The organism is Rhodococcus sp. BP-316 (genome assembly GCF_019836105.1).
In the GTDB taxonomy this organism is placed as follows: domain Bacteria; phylum Actinomycetota; class Actinomycetes; order Mycobacteriales; family Mycobacteriaceae; genus Rhodococcoides.
On record NZ_JABUEE010000007.1, the window covers coordinates 120,708 to 136,313 of the forward strand.

The 15,606-nt window shown below is 62.0% G+C and carries 13 protein-coding genes; 8 read left to right on the top strand and 5 right to left on the bottom strand.

Features of this window, described 5'->3' with window-relative positions; all coding sequences use genetic code 11:
* Nucleotides 1-84: 84 nt before the first annotated feature.
* The 8 genes from HQ312_RS14880 (at nt 85) to HQ312_RS14915 (ending at nt 9,856) form a co-directional block, all read left to right on the top strand.
* A complete protein-coding gene (locus HQ312_RS14880; protein WP_222639075.1) occupies nt 85-945 on the top strand; it encodes an ABC transporter substrate-binding protein in 861 nt (286 codons plus the stop codon).
* An 11-nt stretch (nt 946-956) separates the two neighbouring features.
* Complete coding sequence (locus tag HQ312_RS14885; protein ID WP_027504852.1) at nt 957-1,697, top strand: amino acid ABC transporter permease; 741 nt, start codon at nt 957-959, stop codon at nt 1,695-1,697.
* A gap of 26 nt (nt 1,698-1,723) precedes the next feature.
* A complete protein-coding gene (locus HQ312_RS14890) occupies nt 1,724-2,473 on the top strand; it encodes an amino acid ABC transporter ATP-binding protein (protein ID WP_222639197.1) in 750 nt (249 codons plus the stop codon).
* A 222-nt stretch (nt 2,474-2,695) separates the two neighbouring features.
* Entirely contained in the window at nt 2,696-4,930 is a 2,235-nt protein-coding gene (locus tag HQ312_RS14895; RefSeq protein WP_222632835.1) for an NADP-dependent isocitrate dehydrogenase, read from the top strand.
* Nucleotides 4,931-5,206: 276 nt separating this feature from the next.
* Nucleotides 5,207-6,595 carry an AAA family ATPase gene (locus tag HQ312_RS14900; protein ID WP_222639076.1) on the top strand — a complete coding sequence of 463 codons (1,389 nt, stop codon included), beginning with the start codon at nt 5,207-5,209 and terminating at the stop codon, nt 6,593-6,595.
* A gap of 1 nt (nt 6,596) precedes the next feature.
* The gene (locus HQ312_RS14905; protein WP_222639077.1) at nt 6,597-7,451 is read left to right on the top strand and encodes a DUF4435 domain-containing protein; all 855 of its coding nucleotides are present in this window, start codon (nt 6,597-6,599) and stop codon (nt 7,449-7,451) included.
* A 407-nt stretch (nt 7,452-7,858) separates the two neighbouring features.
* Complete coding sequence (locus HQ312_RS14910; RefSeq protein WP_261782338.1) at nt 7,859-8,374, top strand: hypothetical protein; 516 nt, start codon at nt 7,859-7,861, stop codon at nt 8,372-8,374.
* Between the two features lie 294 nt (nt 8,375-8,668).
* Entirely contained in the window at nt 8,669-9,856 is a 1,188-nt protein-coding gene (locus tag HQ312_RS14915; RefSeq protein ID WP_222639078.1) for a cytochrome P450, read from the top strand.
* 4 nt (nt 9,857-9,860) lie between these two features.
* Here the strand turns inward: HQ312_RS14915 and HQ312_RS14920 are convergent, their stop codons facing one another.
* From HQ312_RS14920 to HQ312_RS14940, 5 genes are all read right to left on the bottom strand, one after another.
* Complete coding sequence (locus HQ312_RS14920; protein ID WP_222639079.1) at nt 9,861-10,436, bottom strand: zeta toxin family protein; 576 nt, start codon at nt 10,434-10,436, stop codon at nt 9,861-9,863.
* 4 nt (nt 10,437-10,440) lie between these two features.
* On the bottom strand, nt 10,441-10,791 hold the full coding sequence (locus HQ312_RS14925; protein ID WP_222639080.1) for a ParD-like family protein: 351 nt from the start codon (nt 10,789-10,791) through the stop codon (nt 10,441-10,443).
* Between the two features lie 69 nt (nt 10,792-10,860).
* On the bottom strand, nt 10,861-12,747 hold the full coding sequence (locus HQ312_RS14930; RefSeq protein WP_261782339.1) for a DEAD/DEAH box helicase: 1,887 nt from the start codon (nt 12,745-12,747) through the stop codon (nt 10,861-10,863).
* Nucleotides 12,748-12,944: 197 nt separating this feature from the next.
* Entirely contained in the window at nt 12,945-14,318 is a 1,374-nt protein-coding gene (locus tag HQ312_RS14935; RefSeq protein WP_222639081.1) for a PQQ-binding-like beta-propeller repeat protein, read from the bottom strand.
* Entirely contained in the window at nt 14,315-15,523 is a 1,209-nt protein-coding gene (locus HQ312_RS14940) for a hypothetical protein (protein WP_222639082.1), read from the bottom strand. The genes HQ312_RS14935 and HQ312_RS14940 overlap by 4 nt, the downstream gene beginning before the upstream one ends.
* Nucleotides 15,524-15,606 lie beyond the last annotated feature (83 nt).

The following is a 15,606-nucleotide window of genomic DNA, read 5'->3' on the forward strand; positions in this document are numbered from 1 at the left end:
TTCATGCAATCGATCCCATCGAGGTCGACCATCCCGATCCAGACAGTCGCTGCGGACAGCAGTCGACACCGAAAGGTCTCTCCTATGCGCACGCTCATCGGAATTGCCGCCGCCGGCGTCCTGACCCTCGGCCTCGTCGGGTGCGGGTCCTCGTCGGAGCGGGATGCCGCGCCGACGGACTGCACGCCGACTCTCGGCGCAGCCGATCTCGCCGAGGACGGGTCGCTGACCATGGCCACGAATGCCACCCTCCCGCCCATGCAGTACGTCGACGCCGACGGAGAGGTGATCGGCATGCGGGTCGACCTGGGCAAGGAGATCGCCAAGCGGCTCTGCCTGACGCCGAAGTTCGTCAACATCGAGTTCGAGGCCCAGATCCCCGGTGTGCAGAGTGGTCGGTGGGACATGATCGACACCGGCATGTTCTACACACCGGAGCGCGCTGAGACCATCGATCTGGTGCCGTACGAGGTTCAGGCCGTGTCCATCTCGGTTCCGTCGGGCAATCCCGAGGGCATCAGCACGGTGGAAGACCTCGCCGGCAAGACGGTCGGTGTGGAAGCGCCCGGATACGAATTCGACACTCTGACGGCGCTGTCCGAACAGTTCGCGACGGAGGGCAAGGCGCCGCTGACCGTGCAGACGTTCAAGACGAATGCCGATGCCTATCAGGCACTCTCGGCAGGACAGCTCGACGGAACGTCGATCGTCGAGTCGGTCACCTCGTTCTACCAGGAGGACGGCCGCTTCGAGACCGCCATCGGTGGCATCAACGAGGCGCCCCTCGCCATGGGCTTCGCGAAGGGCAGCAAGTCCGCTGGTGAGGTCGCGCGCGTCCTCTCCGAGATGCGCGACGACGGCTACCTGCCGGACCTGTTCGAGCAGTACGACGTCAGCGGGTACGAGGGTGACATCGCCGTCAGCACCGGCCCGCTCGAGAGCTGAGAGGCTCCGACATGTGGTCGTGGGACGCGTTCTTCTCCATCCTCACCAGTACCCAGCTGCTGGAGGGCGCCTGGGTGACCATCTGGCTCACCGTGGTCAGCATGATCTTGGGGCTCGTGTTGGCGGTGGTCGTCGCGGTCGCCCGGTCGTCGAAGTTCCTGCCGTTTCGCGCGGTGTCGGGGTTCTATGTCTGGCTGATGCGAGGAACCCCGCTGCTCGTGCAGCTCGTCATCATCTACACCGGGCTGCCCCAGGTCGGCATCAAGCTCGGCGTCATCGAGGCGGCGCTGCTCGGACTGGTGCTGAACGAGGCCGCTTACCTGTCCGAGATCGTGCGATCCGGACTGCTGTCCGTCCCCACGGGGCAGACGGAAGCGGCACGTGCGCTGGGGATGTCGCCGACCAAGGTGTTCCGCGTCGTCGTGCTGCCCCAGGCGCTGCGCGTCATGATCCCTCCGCTCGGCAACAGCTTCAACGGCCTGCTGAAGACGACGACGCTGGTCTCGGTGATCTCCGTCCAGGAGTTGTTGCGCCGCACGCAGTTCCTGGTCCAGGTGAACTTCAGGGTGCTCGAGGGACTGTGCGCAGCAGCGCTCTACTTCCTCCTGCTCACCACGCTCTGGGGTCTGATCCAGAAGCGCCTGGAAGTACGAGCTGGACGTGGATACGACAGGAACTACCGTCGCAAAGGGAGAACCGACATGGCAGCGCTCGACGACAGTGTCATCGACGCGGAGGCGGTGAACCGATGACCGACCAGGCGATCGCGAACCTGACGATGATCGACGTTCAGGACATGACCAAGGCGTTCAACGATCTCGTGGTGCTCGACGGCATCGACTTCCGCGTCGCCAAGGGCGAGGTGGTGCTCCTCCTCGGGCCGTCGGGAAGCGGGAAGAGCACGTTGCTCCGCACACTCAACTGCCTCGAGACCATCGAGTCGGGGACGGTTCGGGTGTGTGGGGAACTGATGGGGTTCTCCGACGACGGCAAGCGGACACCACTGTCCGAGTCGAACATCGCGCGGCAGCGCCATTACACGGGGATGGTGTTCCAGAACTTCAACCTGTTCCCGATGATGACGGCACTGGACAACGTCGCCGCCGGCCCACGTCACGTGCTCGGAACGCCCAAAGACAAGGCGCGAGCGCAGGCTCAGGAGCTGCTCACGCTCGTCGGACTCGGTGACAAGAGTGAGAACTACCCGTCGCAGCTCTCCGGCGGTCAACAGCAGCGGGTGGCGATCGCGCGAGCGCTCGCAATGAAGCCCGAGGTCATGCTGTTCGACGAGCCGACCTCGGCACTGGATCCGGAGATGGTCAAGGAGGTTCTCGACGTCATGCTGCGACTGCGCGACGAGGGGATGACCATGGTCGTGGTGAGTCATGAGATGGGGTTCGCACGAGCGGCTGCCGATCGCGTGGTGTTCATGAGCGACGGGCGCATCGTCGAGGATGCGGCGCCGAGTGAGTTCTTCGACAATCCGCGCAACGAACGCACGAAGCAGTTCCTCAGTCGAATGCTGTGAGTCACCGGCGCCCGACCTCCGCCGCCGGTCACGGCAGGTTACTCACCGGTAGCCTCCCGGACCTCCGGTGGAAGATCGTCGGCGCAGGTCAGGTTATGTCTCGAGACACATCGAGCCCGCTGGACCGGGGTCGCCACAACACAGCCCCGCACGACTAAAGTTGTCTCCGAGCCCACAAGGACAGACGACGTCGAGCAGACGGAAAACGAGGCAAGACCTGCAATGACTGAGAAAAAGCCGACCATCATCTACACCCTGACCGACGAGGCGCCCATGCTGGCGACTCACGCGTTCCTGCCGGTCATCCGCACTTTCGCCAGCGCAGCCGGGATCGAGGTGGAGTCGAGCGACATCTCCGTTGCCAGTCGCATCCTCGCCGAGTTCCCCGACTACCTGGACGAGGACCAGCGGGTTCCCGACAACTTGGCCGAGCTCGGCAAGCTGACCCAGCTGCCCGACACGAACATCATCAAGCTCCCCAACATCAGTGCCTCGGTACCGCAGCTGCACGCCGCGATCAAGGAACTGCAGGACAAGGGCTACAAGATCCCCGACTTCCCCGGCAACCCGAAGACGGACGAGGAGCGGGAGATCCGCGACCGCTACACCAAGTGCCTCGGTAGCGCCGTCAACCCCGTCCTCCGTGAGGGCAACTCCGACCGCCGCGCGCCGAAGGCCGTCAAGGAGTACGCGCGCAAGCACCCGCACAGCATGACCGAGTGGTCGCCGGCGTCGCGCACGCATGTCGCGCACATGCGCGAGGGCGATTTCTACCACGGTGAGAAGTCGATGACCGTCCAGGGCGACCGCGAGGTCAAGATGGAGCTCGAGACGAAGAGCGGCAAGACCGTCGTCCTCAAGCCGAAGGTCTCGCTGACCGACGGCGACGTCATCGACAGCATGTTCATGAGTGCCAAGGCGCTGGACAAGTTCTACGAAGAGCAGATGCAGGACGCCTACGAGACCGGCGTCATGTTCTCCCTGCACGTCAAGGCCACGATGATGCGGGTCTCGCACCCCATCGTCTTCGGTCACGCGGTGCGCGTCTTCTACAAGGACGCCTTCGCCAAGCACAACGAGCTCTTCGAAGAGCTCGGCGTCAACGTCAACAACGGCCTCTCCGATCTGTACAGCAAGATCGACACCCTTCCGGCGTCGAAGCGCGACGAGATCGTCGAGGATCTGCACAAGTGCCACGAACACCGGCCCGAGCTGGCCATGGTGGACTCGGCACGCGGCATTTCCAACTTCCACTCGCCCAGCGACGTCATCGTCGACGCGTCCATGCCCGCGATGATTCGCGCCGGCGGCAAGATGTGGGGAGCCGACGGTCGTCCCAAGGACACCAAGGCCGTCAACCCGGAGTCGACCTTCTCCCGCATCTACCAGGAGATGGTGAACTTCTGTAAGACGAACGGCCAGTTCGACCCGACGACCATGGGCACGGTCCCCAACGTCGGCCTGATGGCGCAGAAGGCCGAGGAGTACGGCTCGCACGACAAGACCTTCGAGATCGAAGAGGACGCCGTCGCGAACATCGTCGACCTGGCGACCGGCGAGGTCATGCTCACGCAGAACGTGGAGAAGGGCGACATCTGGCGCCTTTGCATCGTCAAGGACGCGCCGATCCAGGACTGGGTCAAGCTCGCGGTGAACCGTGCGCGTGACTCCGGGATGCCGGTGCTCTTCTGGCTCGACCCGTACCGCCCCCACGAGAACGAGCTGATCAAGAAGGTGCGCACGTACCTGAAGGATCACGACACCGAGGGTCTCGACATCCAGATCATGTCGCAGGTCCGCGCGATGCGGTACACGCTCGAGCGCGTCGTCCGCGGTCTGGACACCATCTCCGCGACCGGCAACATCCTTCGCGACTACCTCACGGACCTGTTCCCGATCCTCGAGCTCGGCACCAGCGCCAAGATGCTGTCCATCGTTCCGCTGATGGCCGGCGGCGGACTGTACGAGACGGGCGCCGGCGGTTCCGCGCCGAAGCACGTCAAGCAGCTCATCGAAGAGAACCACCTCCGTTGGGACTCGCTCGGCGAGTTCCTCGCGCTGGCCGTGAGCCTCGAAGACCTGGGCAAGAAGACCGGCGGCAAGGCGAACGTCCTGGGCAAGGCCCTCGACGCCGCGACCGGCAAGCTGCTCGAGGAGAACAAGGGCCCGTCGCGCACCACCGGCGAGCTGGACAACCGCGGCAGCCAGTTCTACCTCGCCAAGTTCTGGGCGCAGGAGCTGGCGAACCAGACCGAGGACGAGGAGCTGGCGAAGCACTTCGCGCCGCTCGCCAAGACGCTGGCCGATCAGGAAGAGGCCATCGTCAAGGAGCTCGGCGACGCGCAGGGTGAGCCCGTCGACATCGGCGGGTACTACTACCCGGATCCCGAGAAGGCGACCTCGATCATGCGCCCGAGCAAGACGTTCAATCAGGCTCTGGAGTCTGCGACCAAGTAGTTCGCTTAGTCGTTGAGCGGCCCACTCACACCTCGGTGTGGGTGGGCCGCTCGGCATTGAGGGCGCCCGTTCGCTGTTTCTCACTGGTGGCGAACCAGGGGGCCGAAGTGTCTCTGTCTTGCTGAGTTTTTATTGTGGCTGAAGCCGGGTCGAACGTGCTCTCGGACCGATGTAACGGTAATCTTTCTGGGAAGCACCTGATGCGCGTCGTCACGGGGTGGCGATACTATCAGGTTCAGGCAAAGTCGTGCAGATCAAATTAAAGGGAAATTCGCTATGAGTAGCAGAACTCTTCATGTGGAAGTCTCGGGACTACTCGGGCACTTCAATCACCAGTTCTCATTGCGAGCCGACCAGCCGTTTATGATATTGCATGGGCCCAATGGTGTTGGAAAAACACACACACTGCAGATCCTGGAAAGGGTCGCTCAAAAAAATATTGCCGGTCTTATGCTGAGCCCCTTCGCCGAATTCAATCTGCGAGTCGAGGATGTCGGACATCTTGCTATTAGACGAATAGAAAGCCCGCAGAATAACGATGAGACGTCTCAATCAACAAAACTGATTCTTCTTTTAAAACGTCCCGGACATCAGCAAGCCAATCACTCCATTTCGAACCCAGTTGGTGATTTGGCACGCGAAATCGTTATGCGCCATCCAGCGCTGCGCAGCGTGGAGCCTGGCGGCCTAGTTCTGGACCGGCGCACAGGTGAATATCTCGACCGCGAAGATCTTATCCGCAAGTACGGTCCGGGGACCTCGCGCAACGCGACGATGAGCGCGAATGCGGTTCGTTCCAGCACGAGACGATTCACTGACTGGACCCTACCGCAAGAATTCGACGACTTCTTAGCCGAAATTTCAATTCATTTGATTGAGACGCAGCGTCTACTCTTTCAGCGCGGACAGTCTGATGATGATCTGGGTTACGAGCCCTCAAAAGTCGGTAGTCGACGAACAATCGATATTTTTGCGATGCAACTAGCCGAAAAAATTTCCCAAGCGCTTGCCGAAAATTCAAGGATATCGCAAAAACTAGACAGATCTTTCCCTGCTCGGCTGTTGCGTATTTCTGATCGTAGAGCTGGGCTTGCAACCGGTGACTTGGAAGTGCGAACCGAGTTTGCCAATCAAGCTGAGCTCCGGAAACGGCTCACTGCGGTTTCTGTAGGTGACTCGATCGACGACGTGCCTTTACCTGATAGGGAGCTCAAAGACTGGGAGCGTTCGGTCATGGCGCTGTATCTCCAGGACTCCAGAGAGAAGCTAGCCAGCTTCACTTCTCTCCTTAACAAGCTGGAACTTCTTAAAAATATCATCGACTCTAAATTCTTGTTCAAGGAGCTTTGCTTCGACGCGTCGAAAGGATTCTTCTTCATTGCTCGAGCTGGTGGAGAGTTAGCGCCTGCAGCGCTTTCGTCGGGAGAGCAGCATGAACTAGTTCTTACCTACGACCTGATCTTCAACGTAAAATCAGGTGACGTGGTACTGATCGACGAGCCCGAAATATCGCTCCATGTGAATTGGCAGAAACAATTCATGGACGATCTCAAGCGTATCGCCGAGCTAGTGGGGGTAAGATTTGTCATCGCTACGCACTCCCCTCAAATAGTTGGCAAGTATCGAGACTTGATGGTTGCACTTGGTCCAGAAGTGGACAGTTGATATGTTTGACGATATTACTGGCGACGAACTTATTGCTCAAATACTTATGGAGCACGTGGGTCGTTTTGCAGATGACGCATCGATTCGCTATTGCTATCTAGTAGTGGAGGGTGCGGATGACATGCGTTTACTACAGTCTTACGTTAATAAGAATGTAGTGAGTATTGTTCCGGGGGGTGGTAAGAGTTCTGTCTTAAACTGTTTGGCAGCTAAAGACAATGAGGGTATGTCTGTGCACGTAGTGGGCTTGGTTGACCGTGACGGCGACCAGACCCCTGGCCATTCCGGCAATCTCGTGCGGACCGACTACTACGACCTGGACGCGGAAATACTCGCTCATTCGAACGTATTAGACCGCGTGTATATCAACCACTGCGCGAAGAGTAAAATAGAAACATTCATTGTGGGTGCACTGCGCATGCGCGTTCATTCGATGTTACGGGATTTTTCACTGCTCAGAATCGCGTCCAAGCGCGAAGGGTGGGATTTAGCCTTCAGAAAGCTATCTCTTCAGAACCTATATGATTCGGTTGTTGGGGATATAGATCGTCGCAAGCTCATCGGAAAACTTGCTGAGAATAGTGCCGAAATACATGCATCTCAAATTGAGGATCTATTGAATCGTGAACTAGCGGAAACCGGGGATTGGTCGCGCATGGTGTCCGGCCACGACATTGCGAAAGCTTACGCGTTACTACTTCGTGAGGAGGGCGGTGTGTCATTCAAACCAGAACTCGTGGAAAAGATGTTTCGGAGCGCGCTCTGGCCTCACGAGTTCATTAACACACCGGTATTCACTCTGCTGTCCGCGTGGGCGACCGATAACGACATCGATTTTTGGGCAGCAGTTGCCTAGGTAGTCATCTAGTTGCAGACTTGACTGAATTCGGTTGAACCCGAATGCTGCACCTCGCTCGTGAAGAGTCGCGACGCGCCGAATTTCAATCGTAGATGCCCATCTGAGCGGACGTATTGCGCGAGATTGGGAAGTTCCTCGTACTGGTTTCGTATGGCGAGCTCGACGACGGTAGCTTCTGCACGCTATGCGCAGGTGGGCCAAGGGCAAGGCCGAGAAGGGTAGCCCGGTCGGGCGAGCCCACCTCGAATACCGGCTCGTTGTAAGAAAATGAGTGTGGCCTTCCACACCCGCTGAGACATGACAGATATCCACAAAGCGCGTGGCTTCGCACGCTGTCGAGAACATCAAGACTCGGTAACAGTCACAAAACGATCGGTCTTTTTCTGCCTGGGAGTGTCAGAGTGATGACCATGCGATACATAACGCGTCGAGCGGCAGTTGCCTTGGCACTCGCGATCCCGGTGTTCCTGGGGGTGGGCGCGGGAACGGCATCCGCTGCGCCCCAGACGTCGATCTTGCAGGTGCCCGTCGTGACGGGCCTGGAGATCGGCCCGGTCAGCGTGCCCGGCGGGCTTATCCAAACCACGCCGATCGAGGCGACGGTGGGAGACAGGCCGGGCTCGGTCCGGTTCTTTGCCGCCGACATCAAGCCGTATTACTACCAGTACAACTACCGGTGGATGACGGTGCAATGGCGCAATCTTTCGACGGGAGCGGCCGGCGCAGTCGACTTCCGCCACTGGGCCTCCGAGGACCTCTCGGCCGTCGATCCGACCGCCGGCGCCCGAGGGCTCCCGCTCGACGTCGTTGCAGATACCGGACCCGGTCAGGTCGCCGTTGTGGTGACTCAGAGTCGACAGTTCCCCGCGCCGTTCTCCGAAACACTGTTTCCGGGGCTGGGCCTGCTGACGGTTCCGTGAGGCCGGCCGTCGCCGGTTGTGAATCATCCCAAGCGCGGTGACCTACTGGGCACTACTGTCACGCTGAGTCCGGTTCGTGGCAGAGCCGGCCCTGTCGAGGAGCGTGGTGGCGTGGCGTCGGTATTCGCTCAGCGCGCCAGCTACCAACGGCAGGGGATCCGTTTCGTCGGCGGACCGTTGCCGTTGTCATCGGAACGGAGGGTGTCCGACGCGTTCGGCAAGAAGTTGTCGCGCGACTACCTGTTCGTCGACGATCGAGAGTCCGATTTCATCGGTACCTGGCGTGGCAGTCGAGTGCAGCTGTATGCGGTGTCGCGCCGGGCCATCGAAGCAATCGTCAACCCGAAGATCGCCGGTGTGCATATCGATCGTGACACCGCCGCGCAGTATTCGTTCGGTCAACTGAGTCCCGAAGCGCTGACCTTCTCCTCCGCGCAACAGCCCCGTTTCCGCGACCGCAAACGCAACATGATCGTGGCGACGAGCGCCGGATCCGCCCGTGCAGCGATGACGCGCGCATTGCCGGCGCATGTTCGTGCGGACGACGACAGCATCGACCTGCGGCCGATCGTCACCGAGTGCGTACGCACTGCTGTGGCGGAGGCAGTGTGGGGTGACGCGGCGACGACAGTGATCGACTACGTCGACGAGAGCGGCGCCCATGAGGCGCTGCCGTTTGCAGATGCGATGTACGACAACTTCTTACGCCTTCGACGTTGTGCGAACACCTATGCCATGAGAGTCGAGCCACGGCTGCAACGGTGGACGTTTTCGCGGGAGCAGCGGTGGATGCGAATCAACACTCGGACGCTGGTGCGGCACGCTTTGGTTCTGGCGGATATGCCGCTCGACGACACCATTGCCGGCCACATCAGGCGGTTGCACGGCATCTCGGGGTTCTCGTCGAACATGGTCCGTGACGACACCACGACGTCCTTCATCGCCGGCGTCGACACGACGCGCACGGCCATTCTCGCCACGCTGAAGCATCTGCTCGATCCCGCCAACACGCAGTGGAAGGACGCCTTCTCAGCTGTGCCCGTGGAGTCGCTAGGCGACTCTGCGCTAGTCCGTTCATGCGTGATGGAAGCGCTGCGTATCGACACCCCCGGGTCCGTGTTCAACGGGCGGGTGATCGACGACTGCCGCATCGCGCTCGGTGACGGCAGTGTCGATCTGCACCGTAATACGTTGGTGATGGCGAACATTCATGCCGTGCACGCGGCGTACGGCCCGACATTCGATCCGAACCGGATACTGAACGCCCACGCGACGGATCACGTCGCGCCGCTGGTGATCCCCTTCGGGAAGGGTCCGAGATCGTGCCCTGGCAAGTCGTTCGCGTCGTCGATGATCGCGGTGTTCGTGCACGACTTCCTTCAGGCGTACCCGGATGCCGCGGTGGACACGACACACCCGGACAACGCCTATCCGATCCACACGTCATCCGAGCATGGTCTGCACGTGTCGCCGCGTGGCTGAGGATTCAGGTCGTCAGTGCGGCGGGAGCCCACGACGGCCATGACGGGTCCCCAACCAGTCGACCATGGTCGTAACGAGCGATAACGCGAAAGGGGTTGCTTGCGTTGGTATTGTCGTAGACGCGGGCATTTTCGACGACATCGATCGCGGATCGAACCAAGGGCCACAGGCGCACGTATCGCTCACGGACCTTTGCCTCGGGCACGGAATGACCGCCGATCTCGACGCGGTTGACGACGCGGGCTACGGCCAGGTCGACCGGAATGGCGACGATATGAAGTGTGACGAGGTACCCGGCCTCGTTCGCCGTCTCGATCAGATCGAGCTTCGACGGATGCGAGAAGACTGTCTCGGTGACGAACGACTCGGCCTGTGCGAGTAAGGCCACCCGCTGTTCGGCGGCCAACCTCGATGCGTCGTACGCGTGCGCTTGTTCGTCACCGGGCCAGTTCTCGGTAGCGATCTCGTCGGCGTTGACGAAGGGAAGATGAGTGACGGGCGCCAGCACCCGAGCAAAGAAGGTGCTCTTGCCGGCGCCGTTCGGGCCGGCAAGCAGGTGCAGGACCGGGTCGCGGGTCATTCCGTCAGGGACGTTGCTCGATCACAGCGCCGTCTTCGTCGCATTCGACGAAGGCCCGTCCTTCTGCCTCGAATTCGCTGCGCAGATCCAGGCCTTCTGACATCACGTCGATTCGCTCGGACCATTCCGCGCGTACGACTGCCTGCTCTCGAGGGGTTAGCGCGTCGTAGTTCTGCCGACCTGCCAATACCCCGGCGATGTCGCGTGAGGCTATGTGATGTGAGGCCTCGATCTCACGCCCGACCAGTGCCCAGTGTGCAATTTGTTGGGCTGCGCTCCGGCTCGACGCACTGCCGACCAGCTTCGCCGATGCATACAGTTCATCGTCGACCCGTAGCGATGACGTCGTACCCATGAGCTGCTCCGTTCGTTGTCGTGCACCTAGTGTAGCAATCTGCCACAGCTATGTACTGCCGGATGATGACTAGCTGTCAGCAGTAACCCGAGCAGCCAGGAACGCTTCCGGATCGATCAGATCAGCCTGCCCGACGATCGATCCCAGGTCGGCGATTCGCTCCACTCCGGTCAGCACCATCTCCTCCTCGACGGTCCCCTCTGCGTAGCCGTAATAGCAGGTGGAGGTCGTGTGGTTGTGGTCCTTGTCGATGCGGTTGGCGCGGCCCTCGATCTGGCGGATATCGATGGGTGTCCACCGAGGGTCGTGGATCAGCGTCACCCGCGGCGCGAGCGTGGACGTCGTGCCTTCGGGCAGCAGCATCTCGTTGGTGTGCAGGTTGATGGCGCTCGTTGTGGTCGACACGATGACGGTCGCGTCCCCGGTTTGGAAGCGCCGGATCTCGGCCTCCTGCTCCGGACTGCTCATGCTTCCGTCGACCACCGCAACGGCAAGCCCGCTCTCGCGCAAGTCGTCGGCGAGAGCGGCGACGGACTCGCGGTAGAACATCGACACGAACACCTGGTTGCCGGCCTTCACCCACGTGCGCACTTGGTCGGCGGACGCGGGTATGCGGAGATACGAACACTTCTGGCGGAACCGCAGCGTTGCAGCGCGAACACTCGGATTCTTCTGCAGCACCCGTTTGCCGCCGGACACCTTCCACATCGGCAGACCGACCTCCTTGCGGTAGTCGACCCATGCAGAGTTGTACAGGCGCTTCTGCGCGGCGGTCAGCTCTTGCCCGAGCGGTTCACGTGGTGTGGGCGGGGAGGGTCGCGAGATCGACCACGGCACAGCACCTCCCGATAGCCACCCGTGCACTGCAGCGATATCGCGCTCGCGGCGGGCAGCATCTTCTGGCTCCCAGCGCCATGTGGCCAGCCCGGTCGATGCCTTGCCGGCCTTGATCGCGAAGCCGGACTCTTCGAGGAAATTGGCCCACTTCACGGTGAGGGCGTAGCCGAGCTGGTCGTCGTCGCCCACGATCTCGACGCCGCGCGACTGCTCGATGGCTCGCGCCATATAGGCGAAGTGCAGCGGCTGGTAACCGGGGGTCGCGGACATCCACACCACCGACCGCGCGGCTTCTTGATAGCGCCACATGATCTGCGACTGCTGCGATTCGATGTTCATCAACGCATGGCACTCGTCGGCGATAACGACGTCGATCTCGAATCGCAGTTCGCCGAGCGTGATGGTTCGCTTGTTCTGTGTCCGTTTGCGTTTGCCGAGATCGGTGTCGGGTGGGACGGACAGCAGCTTCTTCGTCGACTGGTAGGTGACCAGAAGCCAGCGCTTACGGTCGGAGGGCTCGATGTCGGCTTCACTGTCCGCGATCGTGCGACGCCATCCGGGCAGCGCACCCTTCGGTGCGACGACCAGCACGGTGCCGATCTCGGCAGCTGACATCTGCCGCACCGCTTCGCAGACGGACAGTGTCTTGCCCAGACCCGTCGAGTCCATCTGCGCGAAGTAGGGGAAGCCCTCATCGAGGGCGGTGAGCTGGCGGCGCACCGACTCGAGCTGCGTCTCCCGTGGCTGCATCGACCGGGGCCGGACAGTCTCCGGTCGCCACGTCTCGTTCGCGTCGTCCTCGAGCCACCGCTGCAGGCTGTACGGCATCGACTCGTACGGCTGCAGGTACTCGGGCAACTCGGTGCCGTAGTACGCGAACACTCGTGGGCCGGGGTACCAGCGCGCCCCCGCAGCGCTCGCCGCGGAGCGGTCCTCGAACGGGACGTCGAGTACCCAGACGCGCTCGCCGGCGTCGGGCACGCGGAGGTCGGGTGCCGCGGACTTCTTAGCAGGTGCGCGGCGCCTGGTGGGCTTCCTGGTGGCGGCGAACTTGCGGGCTGCGCTGCTCTGACCGGCCTTCACGGTGCGGGATGTGGTGGAGCGTCTACGGGGTGGCATCGGGAACAGTCTCTCCGATCGGAACTGATCGACACGACAAGGGTCGTTGCCGGGGTGGGAACCTGTGCCGCGGGAACCGGCACTGCCGAGAGTGGCACCGACGTCCGACACCGTCGACAAGGTTGGATACGACCGCGCCTTATCCAACCTTGTGGCCACAAGGTTGGATACGGCCGCATCGCAACCGGCGAGCCGAGTCAGCTCGGAAGACGGACCAGACTGACGATCTCCGATCCTGACTGCAGGATCTGAGCGCCGCCCTCTCCACCGACCATAGTTTCGGGGCTCAGACGCTCGCCCTCCCTGACGTTCTCCAGGGGCGCGGTCCAGACCTCGTCGCCCGAGTGCAGATCGACGGCCACGAGATCGCTCTCGCGCACTGCGATCATCACGTCACCGTCTGTTCCGACCGGCGAGAAGGACTTTGCCTCCCACAGCTGGTCACCGGTGAGCATGTCGAGTCCGATCGTGGACCGCTCGCCGGACAGCACTCCGACATCTCCGATCACCGATTGCAAGGCGCCGTACGTGCTTGCTTCGTTGTATTCGTCTGCGGGACGGTCGATGATGAGCTGGTCGCTGCTCCAACGCTTCTCGCCGGTCGTCCGGTCGTAGGCGGTGTCGCTGAGAACAAACGGCACGGATGCGTCCGTCGGCTCGTCGATAATCAAGTAGGTCGACACGTCGCTCGCCGACTGAGCAAGAATCTCTCCTGTGCGCGAGTAGGCGATACCGCCCAGTGGCTCGTAGGAATCGCAGTCCAGCCGAGACCCGACCGAGACATCGCCGAGCGTCCGATAGCTGCCGGAGAGGCAATCGTCGAGGACATCGGAGGCCCAGATCTGCTCGCCCGTCTCAGGATCGAATGTCGAGAAGCCTCCGCCGACATCGAAGTGCCCGGTCCCGTCGGCGACCGTGAGCTGATCCGCATACTGGTCCTCCCAACCGGCCCACGCTTGCAGAGGAGCTGTCCAGTCGGCGGACAGATCGTCCACCGTTCCGCGATGCACGGTGACGTCGGCGTCTTCCAAGTTGCCACTGGTCGTATAGACGTGTCCGTCCGAGACTGTCATGGCGAACGTGTCCGACGTGTCCCCGTGGTCCGTGGACTCACCGGTCGCGAGATCGAAGGTGCGGAGGGTGGGATCCTCTGCGTAACTCGGTGTGATGCAGACCAATCGATCGTCGATGGGCTGTTCCGCACACGACTGCAGATCCGTCGCCGGCACCGACCACTCGAGTGCGCCCGACACGATGTCGATCGACATCAGTCGCGCCTCCGTCGAGGGTCCTTCCGGGTCCACGACAGCGGCGATGGTCAGGAGGTGGTCATCGATTCGAATCGACCCCGCGGCGTAGGGATACATCGACCCCGCTCGCGGGTCGGCGAAACGGGCGCCGTCGAGTCCGCTGTCCGCCGCGTCCAGGGTCCACGCAACCCCCGGTGCCGACGCAGACGCGTCGGTGATGCGCTTGATGGTCGTCGTTCGGTCCTGAGTGACCACCACGACGGCGGCTGCGACAGAGACGGCGGCGACGGTTCCCGCGATGATCAGACGTGTGTGCATCATTGGGAGATCAACTCCGGGGTGCGGGCGATGCGCTCGAGCTCCGCGGTGTCCCAGGGGTTCTCGGTGGCGAGTGTGATGCCCAGGCCCGACGCGGTGGTGATCGACACCACCGTGCCGGTCTCGATCGGGATGGGACTGAGCACCTGCGGTTCTTCCTGCAGTAGCTCCGGCCGCACCGGGCTCCCGACGGTGACGGTTAATCGGCCGGCAGCGCTGTTCACGACCTGACAGACTCCGTCACCGTACGGGCTGGAATGTAAGGCTCCCAGGGGTGGAACCGGGGCGAGAGCGCCGGCGTCCGCTCGGGCCAGTGCCGCGTTCAGGGAATCCACGACGTGCGCGGTGAAGTCGGTTGCGACTCCGTCGGTGCCCGGGTACGACGTGCATTCGGAGATGTTGCCCGGCGTCCCCGGAGGCGCGGGTGTGGACGTCACGAACGCTGGGTCGGTCGCGATGCGGACCAACGAGTCGATCGAGATCGGCAAGGCGTCCTCAGTACCTGGCGCCGACGCGTAGGCATGGATCCACGATCCGTCCGTGCGGTAGACGCTGGCGCTCCGCATGGAGGTCCGAGCACCGTCGACTTCCTGCCACGTGTCCCGGGTGTCCACCACGGTGCCATCGCTGAGCGACTCACGTTTGTCCAACGCGCCCGCGACGCATGGAGGGATGCCCTCGGTTCGGCGAGAAACGCCGACGCCGATGTATCCGGACCGGTCTCCCTGCACGACATCGAGCAGTGCCGAGGTGGTATCGAACTGCTCTTCTTCGGGCACGTTCTCGTACACCGGGATCGGTTCGAAGTAGGGAAGCCTGCTCTGGCCCATACTGAGATCCGCCGGCAGAGCACTGAGAAGCGCCTTCGACATGAGGTGCGCTTTCGGACCGGAGAACCATGGAGCTGCCGGATTGTCGTAGGACGACTCTCCTCCGCTCACCACGCTGAAATAGCGCGCGTCCACAGGGGGATCCACCGTGTTGCAGCCCGGAATGGTCGTCGGGTACTCGACGTCGGGCGTCACTAGATCGACGTCGGGCATCACTGGGGTAGCAGTCGTCTCGACCGGAGTCACCGGCTGCACCGTCAGCTCCGGTTCCTCCGGCGGGGAGGTCACACCGGCGACGACGATCCCGACCGCGACGATGGACACGACGACGAACGTAGACATCAGCGTGTCGTGGCGCGGCGGTGTCTTCTCGTCCATGGCTCGCTTCTCGCTCGGCTGTGTGAGGACGCCCATTCATACCACTCGTACTGTTTATGACGCTCGGCGACGAGTCCATGCAT

Bases quoted from the DNA above. Each gene is read 5' to 3' on its own strand.
- HQ312_RS14880 (WP_222639075.1), top strand. From the start codon at position 85: ATGCGCACGCTCATCGGAATTGCCGCCGCCGGCGTCCTGACCCTCGGC.
- HQ312_RS14885 (WP_027504852.1), top strand. From the start codon at position 957: ATGTGGTCGTGGGACGCGTTCTTCTCCATCCTCACCAGTACCCAGCTG.
- HQ312_RS14890 (WP_222639197.1), top strand. From the start codon at position 1,724: ATGATCGACGTTCAGGACATGACCAAGGCGTTCAACGATCTCGTGGTG.
- HQ312_RS14895 (WP_222632835.1), top strand. From the start codon at position 2,696: ATGACTGAGAAAAAGCCGACCATCATCTACACCCTGACCGACGAGGCG.
- HQ312_RS14900 (WP_222639076.1), top strand. From the start codon at position 5,207: ATGAGTAGCAGAACTCTTCATGTGGAAGTCTCGGGACTACTCGGGCAC.
- HQ312_RS14905 (WP_222639077.1), top strand. From the start codon at position 6,597: ATGTTTGACGATATTACTGGCGACGAACTTATTGCTCAAATACTTATG.
- HQ312_RS14910 (WP_261782338.1), top strand. From the start codon at position 7,859: ATGACCATGCGATACATAACGCGTCGAGCGGCAGTTGCCTTGGCACTC.
- HQ312_RS14920 (WP_222639079.1), bottom strand. From the start codon at position 10,436: ATGACCCGCGACCCGGTCCTGCACCTGCTTGCCGGCCCGAACGGCGCC.
- HQ312_RS14925 (WP_222639080.1), bottom strand. From the start codon at position 10,791: ATGGGTACGACGTCATCGCTACGGGTCGACGATGAACTGTATGCATCG.
- HQ312_RS14930 (WP_261782339.1), bottom strand. From the start codon at position 12,747: ATGCCACCCCGTAGACGCTCCACCACATCCCGCACCGTGAAGGCCGGT.
- HQ312_RS14935 (WP_222639081.1), bottom strand. From the start codon at position 14,318: ATGATGCACACACGTCTGATCATCGCGGGAACCGTCGCCGCCGTCTCT.
- HQ312_RS14940 (WP_222639082.1), bottom strand. From the start codon at position 15,523: ATGGACGAGAAGACACCGCCGCGCCACGACACGCTGATGTCTACGTTC.